The 764-nt window shown below is 44.5% G+C and carries 1 protein-coding gene and 1 pseudogene; both read right to left on the bottom strand.

Features of this window, described 5'->3' with window-relative positions:
- Positions 1-169: 169 nt before the first annotated feature.
- Positions 170-382, bottom strand: a complete 213-nt coding sequence (locus R7O13_RS26365) for a YheU family protein (RefSeq protein WP_005458136.1) — start codon at positions 380-382, stop codon at positions 170-172.
- Between the two features lie 33 nt (positions 383-415).
- Positions 416-764 (bottom strand): annotated as a pseudogene (locus R7O13_RS26370) (hydrolase); the annotation flags it as partial.

Here is a 764-nt window from a genome sequence, read left to right on the forward strand (position 1 = left end):
CCGGATGAACCAGTAACCGCAATAATTGGGTGTTTAGCTGACATGACAAACCTTGTCGAAAATTACGTACCTGTAAAGTGCAGCAGCGAACCGCTGCACGGTCGATAACCCACTATAGCATGTAACAACGACTTGTCATCGAGTGGGATACGGTAAAAATGTGAACGTGCTAAAACTTTGCTTTGAGTTGAATATCAACCGTTTCATGCAGTTCTGAGAACACGATGACGGCTTCACCTTTTTCTAGTTGCGTCTTCACTTGATCGATTTTGTTTTGCAGTGAAATTTCAACCGCGCCATAGTCGGTGCCTTCGCGTAGTACGAACTCACGGATTAGATTTTCCAGTGTTTCTGGCGCGATGTCTTGCCAAGGAATGATCATAAATACCTCAAACTTTTATGATGAAAGGCTAGTTTACTGTGTTCGCGGTTTGGATACAGCTGAAAGGTACTCTGCCGCGACACTTTCGTAGTACGCGGGCAGGGCTTCCTCTAACCAGAACTTTGGTTTTAATGCCGTACCAGTCAGAAAACCAACGTGTCCGCCGTGCTCAAACAGACGGTAATCAATGTTATCTGGCAGAACAAATTTGGGGATCACCTCTTCGGTCATGAACGGGTCGTCTTTGGCGTGGATGATCAAAGTTGGCAAGGTGGTCTGCTGTGACTTGCTCAATCATGAGCATTGATAGGAATAATCTTGTGCATCATTAAAACCATGCAGATGTGCAAGGAACAAGTCAACAAATTCAAAAAAACGAATA

The organism is Vibrio sp. Y176 (assembly GCF_033438945.1).

Coding starts and splice junctions, on each gene's coding strand:
- R7O13_RS26365 (WP_005458136.1), bottom strand. CDS start 382: ATGATCATTCCTTGGCAAGACATCGCGCCAGAAACACTGGAAAATCTA.